The following is an 8,103-nucleotide window of genomic DNA, read 5'->3' as shown; positions in this document are numbered from 1 at the left end:
ATGCGGCACCGACCCGAATACCGTTGCACGCGCTGTTCTATGACTTGGGCACAGCAGGCGCATTGCGTGGGGCGCAACGAGATCAACTGGCGTACTTCCAGGCGACCGGCGAGTGGCTGCCGGTCCTGCGGTTGCAGCGCGATGAGGCACAACAGAGCCTGTTTGGGTTCAATCAGGCGGATCAACTGTACGTCGGGTATCAGGTGGCAGCCCGATTGAATGCACGGTATGCCGATACGTCACCGAGCTGTCGGGATGGTCGGGCAGCGTTTTATTGCAATGGGGTACTGATCCGGACGACGGATCAGTCGACGGCGTTTCATTCGTGGAATCCGAGTCCGGGATCGGTGCGGGGCAACGGTGCTTCTTTCAGTTACCTACGCGCCGACGCTGGTGTAATCAGATTCTACAAATCCCAAGGGTTTGTCATCCGTGAGCAGGCTGCTCCAGCCGGAAATCCCATGCTTTTACGGTGTGCCTACCCCTACGACGCCGGAACAGGTGGCAGCAACGATGTTTGCAGGACACACGGTGGACTTTGCAGCGAATTGGGGGTGACCAGTGTCCAGGCGTGGGTGGCAAGGTACGGTGCTCGCGTCAACGCTTCGTGTGCATTTGATCTGGATCCACAGCAGTTCCAACTGAGTATCGACGTGCGCCAGAATCGCGGTGACTTTTACGGCTGGAATGAATTCATGGTCGCTGCGTGGCCCCAGAATAATCCTGCGCAACTGCCCATTGAAGCCTTCTTCTGGAACGTGCAGGCGTTTGTTTCGGGAGGTGGTTTGAGTGGCGCTCAGTATGATCAGAAGGACTATTTTCAGGTGACCGGTCGCTATATACCGATCCTGCGCGCGACGCTCGGTGCCGCCGCAGGGCAGGTGTTTGTCTTCAACCCTTTGGAGCAGGGCGTGCAGTAGGACTACCCCGGATGCGCCGCCGCCAACAGCTCTTTGGTATACGGATGCTGCGGCGATTCAAACACGTCGTGGCTGGCACCGCTTTCCACCACTTTGCCGTCCTTGATCACGATCATGTCGTGAGCCAGCGCGCGCACCACCGCCAGGTCGTGGCTGATGAACAGGTAAGTCAGGCCGTGTTTTTCCTGAAGTTGGCGGAGCAGGGCGACCACTTGTTTTTGCACCGTGCGATCCAGCGCCGAGGTCGGTTCGTCCAGCAGGATCAGTGCCGGTTTCAGCACCAGCGCCCGGGCGATGGCGATGCGTTGGCGTTGGCCGCCGGAAAACTCGTGCGGGTAGCGATGACGACTTTGCGGGTCGAGGCCGACTTCTTCCAGCGCCCGAATCACTTCGGCTTTGCATTCGTCAGCCGTCAACTGGCTATGCACCTCAAGGCCTTCACTGATGATCTGCGCCACGGACATTCGCGGGCTGAGGCTACCGAACGGGTCCTGGAACACCACCTGCATTTTCTTGCGCCACGGCCGCAGCTGTTTTTGCGTCAGGCCCTCCAGCGCTTCACCTTGAAAGCGAATGCTGCCTTCGGAATCGAGCAGACGCAGGATCGCCTGACCCAGTGTCGACTTGCCGGAACCGGATTCGCCCACAATCCCCAGCGTCTTGCCGCGCTGAATATTCAGGCTGATGCCGTCCACGGCCTTCAGGTAGGTCTTGCGCTGAAACAGCCCGCCACCGAGGGCGAACTGCACTCGCAAGTCATCTACCTCAAGCACGTTCTCGCGCTCGTCCCGGGGCAGCGCTTCACCTTCCGGTTCGGCATTCAGCAAGACGCAGCTGTAAGGATGTTTCGGTTCGGTAAACAGCGTCTCGCAAGGTGCCTGCTCGACGATTTCCCCGGCCTTCATCACGCAGACTCGTTGGGCAATGCTGCGCACCAGATTGAGGTCGTGGCTGATCAGCAGCAGCGACATGCCGAGTCGCTGTTGCAGGGATTTGAGCAGCAGCAGGATCTTGCGCTGCACTGTCACGTCCAGCGCTGTAGTCGGTTCGTCGGCGATCAGCAACTCCGGTTCGCAGGCCAGCGCCATCGCGATCATCACCCGTTGCCGCTGGCCACCGGACAATTGATGGGGATAGGCCTTGAGCCGCTCTTTGGGCTTCTGAATGCCGACCAGATGCAGCAACTCGAGAATCCGCGCTTGCGCCGCTTTGCCGGCCAGGCCCTTGTGCAGCAGCAGGGTTTCGCCGATCTGCTTTTCGATGCTGTGCAATGGGTTGAGCGAGGTCATGGGCTCCTGGAAGATCATCGCGATGCGGTTACCCCGCAGTTCTCGCAACACCTTGGCCGGGGCGCCGACCAGCTCCCGGCCACGGTAGCGAATACTGCCCGTGGTTTCGGTGCCGGTCTCGGGCAGCAGTTGCAGGATCGAGTGAGCGGTCACCGACTTGCCGCAGCCCGACTCGCCCACCAGCGCCAGGCATTCGCCGGGGCGGATGTCCAGGCACAGATTGCGCACCACGGTCTGGCCGCTAAAGGCCACGCAGAGGTCACGGATTTCGATCAGGTTGTTACTCATATCAACAGTCCGCGTCATGATCTCGGATCGAAAGCGTCACGTAACGCTTCCCCGATAAACACCAGTAAAGAAAGAATCAGCGCCAGGGTGAAAAACGCCGTCAGCCCCAGCCACGGCGCTTGCAGATTCTGCTTGCCCTGACCGATCAACTCGCCCAGCGAGGCACTGCCGGCCGGCATGCCGAAACCGAGGAAGTCCAGCGCCGTGAGGGTCGAGATTGCCCCGGTCAGAATGAACGGCAGGTAGCTCAGGGTCGCATTCATCGCGTTGGGCAGAATATGCCGGACGATGACTTTACGGTCGGTCAGGCCCAACGCGCGCGCAGCTTTGACGTATTCCAGGTTGCGTCCGCGCAGAAACTCCGCGCGCACCACGTCCACCAGGGCCAGCCAGGAAAACAGCGCCATGATCCCCAACAGCCACCAGAAATTGGGCTCGACGAAACCCGACAGGATGATCAGCAGGTACAGCACCGGCAGCCCTGACCAAACCTCCAGCAACCGTTGACCGATCAGGTCGACCCAGCCGCCGTAGTAGCCTTGCAGGGCGCCGGCCGCGATGCCGATCAGTGCGCTGACAAAGGTCAGCATCAAGGCAAACAGGATCGACACCCTCGCACCGAAAATCACTCGGGCCAACACGTCCCGCGCCTGGTCGTCGGTGCCCAGCCAGTTGACCTTCGTCGGAGGGCTGGGCGTGGGTTGATTGAGGTCATAGTTCGGCGTGTCGTCGCTGAAGGGGATTGGCGGGAACAGCATCCAGCCACCGTCCTGGTGAATCAGCTTCTCCACATAATCGCTGCGGTAGTCCGCCTGGAACGGCAGCTGCCCGCCAAATTCCTGCTCGGTATGACGCTTCAGGGCCGGGAAGTAGAGCGAGCCCTGATAACTGACGATCAGCGGTTTGTCGTTGGCGATGAGCTCGCCACCGAGGGTCAGCAGGAACAGCCCGACAAACAGCCACAGCGACCACCAGCCACGACGGTTTTTCTTGAAACGCTCAAAACGACGACGACCTAACGGTGAGAGCTTGAACATCAGGCGTTCCTCGCGGCGAAGTCGATACGCGGGTCGACGAGGGTGTAGCAGAGGTCACCGACCAGTTTTATCAAGAGACCAAACAGCGTGAAGATGAACAGCGAACCGAATACCACCGGATAGTCCCGTGACACCGCGGCTTCGTAGCTCATGCGACCCAGGCCGTCGAGAGAGAAAATCACTTCGATCAGCAGGGAACCGGCGAAAAATACGCTGATGAACGCCTGGGGAATCCCCGAGACCACCAGCAACATGGCATTGCGAAACACGTGACCGTAGAGCACTCGGCGTTCGCTCAGACCCTTGGCGCGGGCGGTGACCACGTACTGGCGCGTGATTTCATTGAGGAAGGAGTTCTTGGTCAGAATGGTCAGCGTGGCGAACCCGCCGATCACCAGCGCTGTCACCGGCAATACCAGGTGCCAGAAGTAATCGGCGATTTTGCCCACGGTCGATAATGAATCGAAGTTGTCCGAGACCAGCCCGCGCACCGGGAACCAGTTCAGCGAGGTGCCACCGGCGAAGACCACGATCAGGAACATCGCGAACAGGAACGCCGGCATGGCGTAGCCGATGACGATCGCGGTGCTGCTCCAGATATCGAAATGGCTGCCGTGGTGCACGGCCTTGCGGATGCCCAAAGGAATCGACACCAGATAGGTGATCAGCGTCGCCCAGAGCCCGAGGGAAATGGTCACCGGTATTTTTTCCAGGATCAGGTCGGTGACGGTGGCACCGCGGAAAAAGCTCTTGCCGAAGTCCAGGCGCGCGTAACTGGTGAGCATCAGCCACAGGCGTTCGTGCGCCGGCTTATCGAAGCCGTATTGCTTTTCGATGTCCTTGATCAGTTGCGGGTCGAGGCCGCGACTGGATCGGGAGGTGCCGGACATGCGTTCGCCGGAACCGCCGCCGACACTCGCGCCGCCGATGCCTTGCAATTGCGCGATGGCCTGTTCCACCGGGCCGCCCGGCGCGGCTTGGACGATGATGAAGTTGACCAGAAGAATGATCACCAACGTCGGAATGATCAGCAGCAGACGCCGCAGTATGTAAGCCCACATCAGTGCGGCCCTCCGGGTTTGCCACGGCTGATTTGCTCAGCGGTCATCTGTTGGTTGGTCAGTGGCGTGGTGCTGATTTCCCACCAGCTCTCGATGGCTTCGTCATTGCTCGCTTGCTCGTTGGGCCTGCCAAAACGATTCCACCACACGGTGGAGCTGCCCGGCGGGTAATAGTTGGGAATCCAGTAGTAGTTCCATTGCAGCACCCGGTCCAGCGCGTGGGCGTAGTGCAGCATTTCGGGTTGGGTGGTGGCGCGAACCAGCCCGGCGATCAGTGTGTCGACCGCCGGATTTTTCAAGACCATGTAGTTATTGGCGCCAGGGTCGTTGGCCGAGACCGAGCCGAAGTAATTGAGCAGTTCACCCCCGGGCGAAGTCGTCACCGGGTAGCCGGTGACGATCATGTCGTAGTCGCGGCTCATCAGGCGATTCACGTATTGGGACGAGTCGATACGGCGGATGTTCATGTCGATGCCGATCTGTTTCAGGGTGCGCTTATAAGGCAGTAGCAAGCGGTCCATGCCGTTCTGGCTGACCAGGAAAGTGAAACTCAACGACTTGCCTTCGGCGTTGACCAGTTGATCACCATCGGGTTTCCAGCCAGCCTGTTCGAGCAAATCGAGTGCCTGCAACTGTTTGTCGCGTATCACGCCACTGCCATCGGTTTTCGGTGCCTGGAAAACCTGGGTGAACACCTCGTCGGGGATCTGCCCGCGCAGCGGTTCGAGAATCGCCAGTTCGCCGGCGTCCGGCAGGTGTCGGGCGGCGAGGTCGGTGTTGGAAAAGTAGCTCTGCTGGCGGATGTACATGTCGCGCATCATCTGCCGGTTGCTCCACTCGAAATCCCAAAGCATGGCCAGTGCCTGACGCACTCGACGGTCCTGGAACAGCGGGTTTTGCAGATTGAACACAAAGCCCTGAGCCGTTTGGGGAGCTTGCGTTGCCAGGTGCGCCTTTTGCAGTCGCCCGTCACTCAGGGTCGGGCCGTCGTAGCCGATGGAGTAACCGGTGGCGGAAAATTCTCGGTTGTAGTCGTAGGCTCCGCCGCGCAGGACCTGACGGGCGACGTCGGTATCGCCGAAGTACTCGATGCTGAAACGATCGAAGTTGTAGAGGCCGCGGCTGACCGGTAAATCCTTGCCCCACCAATCGGCATTGCGCTCGAAGGTGATGCTGCGACCGGAGTCGACCTTGCTCACCCTGTAGGGGCCGCTGCCTAAAGGTGGCTCGTAACCGCCACCATTGGCGAAGTCGCGAGTCTTCCACCAATGCTCGGGAAACACCGGCAAGGTCGCGATATCAAGGGGAAGGGTACGGTTTTCATTACTTTTAAAGTCGAACCGAACCGTTAGAGGTGATTCCACTTCGACGCCTTTGACGTCGGCAAATTGGGTGCGATAACGCAGGCTGCCCTGGGTCATCAACAGGTCGAAGGTGTAGCGCACGTCTTCGGCCGTGATCGGTTTGCCGTCCGCGAAACGGGCCTTGGGGTTCAGGTAGAAGCGCAGGAACAAACCGTCGTCCGAGCGCTCCATCATCGAAGCCACCAGGCCGTATACGGTGTAAGGCTCGTCCAGCGAACGCTGGGCGAGGGGCGAGTAAAGCAGGCCGTCGATCTGTGTGACGCCAATGCCTTTATCGATGTAGGGCAACATATGATCGAAATGACCGATTTCGACGGCCGAGCGGCGCATCGTGCCACCCTTGGGGGCTTGCGGGTTTGTGTAGGCAAAATGACTAAAGCCGGCAGGATACTTCGCCGGTTCACCGTACACGGTCAACGCATGTTGCGGTGCTGCAATCACACCGGTGGCGCTCAACAACAGGGCCACGGCCGTGAACAATAAAGTAGGGAACGCCAGTCGCATTGTCAGCCTTAGAGCCGGGTGGTCAATAACCACAATTTGTACGCTAGCGGCGCGTCCCTCGCCACTCGTATCACGTAACTGAAACACAACGGCCCACCAAAAGGTGGGCCGCTGTGCAGAAAACTTAAAGGTTGATCAGTCCTGACGGCTGGTCACTTCCAGCAGGTGGTAACCGAACTGGGTCTTGACCGGGCCTTGCACCACGTTGATCGGTGCGCTGAAGACCACGGCGTCGAATTCCTTGACCATCTGGCCTGGACCGAACGAACCCAGATCACCGCCCTGGCGGCTGGACGGGCAAGTGGAGTTGGCTTTGGCGACTTCGGCGAAATCGGCGCCGCCTTCGATTTGGGCTTTCAATTCGTTGCACTTGGCTTCGCTGGCAACGAGGATGTGACGGGCAGTGGCTTTAGCCATGGTGAAATACTCCTTTCAATGTTCAGTAAAGTGCGGAGCCTACCGGATTCAGTGGTCTATTTCTTCTCAAAGTTCCGTACAGACTATGCAGGCCGGTACGGTTTTCCTTTATAGGCCGGCATTTCTCAGACGCTCCGCATGTTGCACATACAGGGCAATCGGGTCGATGCCCTTGCGCAGCGGACCGGCGGTCTGGCTGAGGCTGTCCAGATGATCCAGCGGGTAGTCGGACCGGATGACTTTGCCCAAATGGGAGCTGTAGCGGCCAACCAGGCCATCGTTCTGCTCGGGTTCGGTGGTGAAGTAGTGGGAAAAGGCGCGGAGGAACCCGTGCAGCGGATTCAGTGCATCGAGCCCTTTGTCGAGAATGTCGCCCTGCAAGGTCCCGCTCCAGGAGTAATAGCGTACGCCGTCGACCAGCTCGCGACCCTTGCCACCCCAGGTTTTCGGCAACCCTTGGGGGTACTTGTCGTTGAACGCGCCTACGCCTTCGGTGGTCAGGGCATTCAGAGCGGCGATGGCGTTCTGCGGCAGGTGACGGTGACCGCTGAGCAACGACAGAAAGTCTGCAAACAACGTTGCAACCGTCGCGGCGACGTGTTCCGGCAGGCGCCCGGGCGTCAGCGCCTTGCGCAAGAAATCGGCCAGTTCCGAGCCGTGATTGGGTCCACTGACGGATGTCACCGAAGCGATTACCTCCGGCGCTGTCGCTGCCGCGTAACGTGCAGCGAGTGCGCCTTGGCTGTGGCCGATCAGGTTGACTTTGTTCGCACCGGTTCCTTCCAGTACTCGTTCTATCTGCGCCAGCAGTTGGTCGCCTCGAACTTCATTGCTATGGGTAGCCGACAAGTGCGGGATAAACACTCTTGCGCCTGCACTCCTGAGGGCCTGCTTGACGTCATGAAAGAGTTCGATCTTGCCGATGCGATCGAAGCCGAAGAGCCCGTGGACCAACAGAATCGGATACTGAGTAGTTGCATTCCGTAGCATGTTCTTTCCTTTTTCGCAGTCGTTCAGAGGTGTGTTGATGGGCTCACTCTAAAGCACACCAGCTGTTCGGCGTTGTATGAAAAAGCCGCTGTAACCTGATGAAAACGGAATAGAAAATGTACGAAAGTTCGAAAGTAGATGAGGTCTTGTTCGGAATATTTGGACATCTTTTTATCTGTAACAGAGCGTTTTCTTGCGATGGCCTACTTCGGGAACATCCTTTGCCTGTTGAT

At 59.0% G+C, this 8,103-nt stretch carries 6 protein-coding genes and 1 pseudogene; 1 reads left to right on the top strand and 6 read right to left on the bottom strand.

The window, feature by feature from the left end:
- Positions 1-920, top strand: a pseudogene (locus WLY71_RS28395) (hypothetical protein); the annotation flags it as partial.
- Positions 921-922: 2 nt separating this feature from the next.
- On the opposite strand, the gene WLY71_RS28390 reads toward WLY71_RS28395, so the two are convergent.
- The 6 genes from WLY71_RS28390 to WLY71_RS28365 form a co-directional block, all read right to left on the bottom strand.
- Complete coding sequence (locus WLY71_RS28390) at positions 923-2,497, bottom strand: ABC transporter ATP-binding protein (RefSeq protein WP_347806204.1); 1,575 nt, start codon at positions 2,495-2,497, stop codon at positions 923-925.
- Between the two features lie 14 nt (positions 2,498-2,511).
- Complete coding sequence (locus WLY71_RS28385; protein WP_347806203.1) at positions 2,512-3,534, bottom strand: ABC transporter permease; 1,023 nt, start codon at positions 3,532-3,534, stop codon at positions 2,512-2,514.
- Entirely contained in the window at positions 3,534-4,595 is a 1,062-nt protein-coding gene (locus WLY71_RS28380) for a microcin C ABC transporter permease YejB (RefSeq protein ID WP_347806202.1), read from the bottom strand. The genes WLY71_RS28385 and WLY71_RS28380 overlap by 1 nt, the downstream gene beginning before the upstream one ends.
- The gene (locus WLY71_RS28375) at positions 4,595-6,463 is read right to left on the bottom strand and encodes an extracellular solute-binding protein (protein WP_347806201.1); all 1,869 of its coding nucleotides are present in this window, start codon (positions 6,461-6,463) and stop codon (positions 4,595-4,597) included. The genes WLY71_RS28380 and WLY71_RS28375 overlap by 1 nt, the downstream gene beginning before the upstream one ends.
- A gap of 135 nt (positions 6,464-6,598) precedes the next feature.
- Entirely contained in the window at positions 6,599-6,880 is a 282-nt protein-coding gene (locus WLY71_RS28370; protein ID WP_046048458.1) for a peptidylprolyl isomerase, read from the bottom strand.
- A gap of 108 nt (positions 6,881-6,988) precedes the next feature.
- Complete coding sequence (locus WLY71_RS28365) at positions 6,989-7,870, bottom strand: esterase/lipase family protein (RefSeq protein ID WP_347806200.1); 882 nt, start codon at positions 7,868-7,870, stop codon at positions 6,989-6,991.
- Positions 7,871-8,103: the final 233 nt, after the last annotated feature.

Source organism: Pseudomonas rossensis (genome assembly GCF_039888995.1).
Taxonomy (GTDB): Bacteria; Pseudomonadota; Gammaproteobacteria; order Pseudomonadales; family Pseudomonadaceae; genus Aquipseudomonas; species Aquipseudomonas rossensis.
This window is presented reverse-complemented; position numbering and strand designations above follow the sequence as displayed.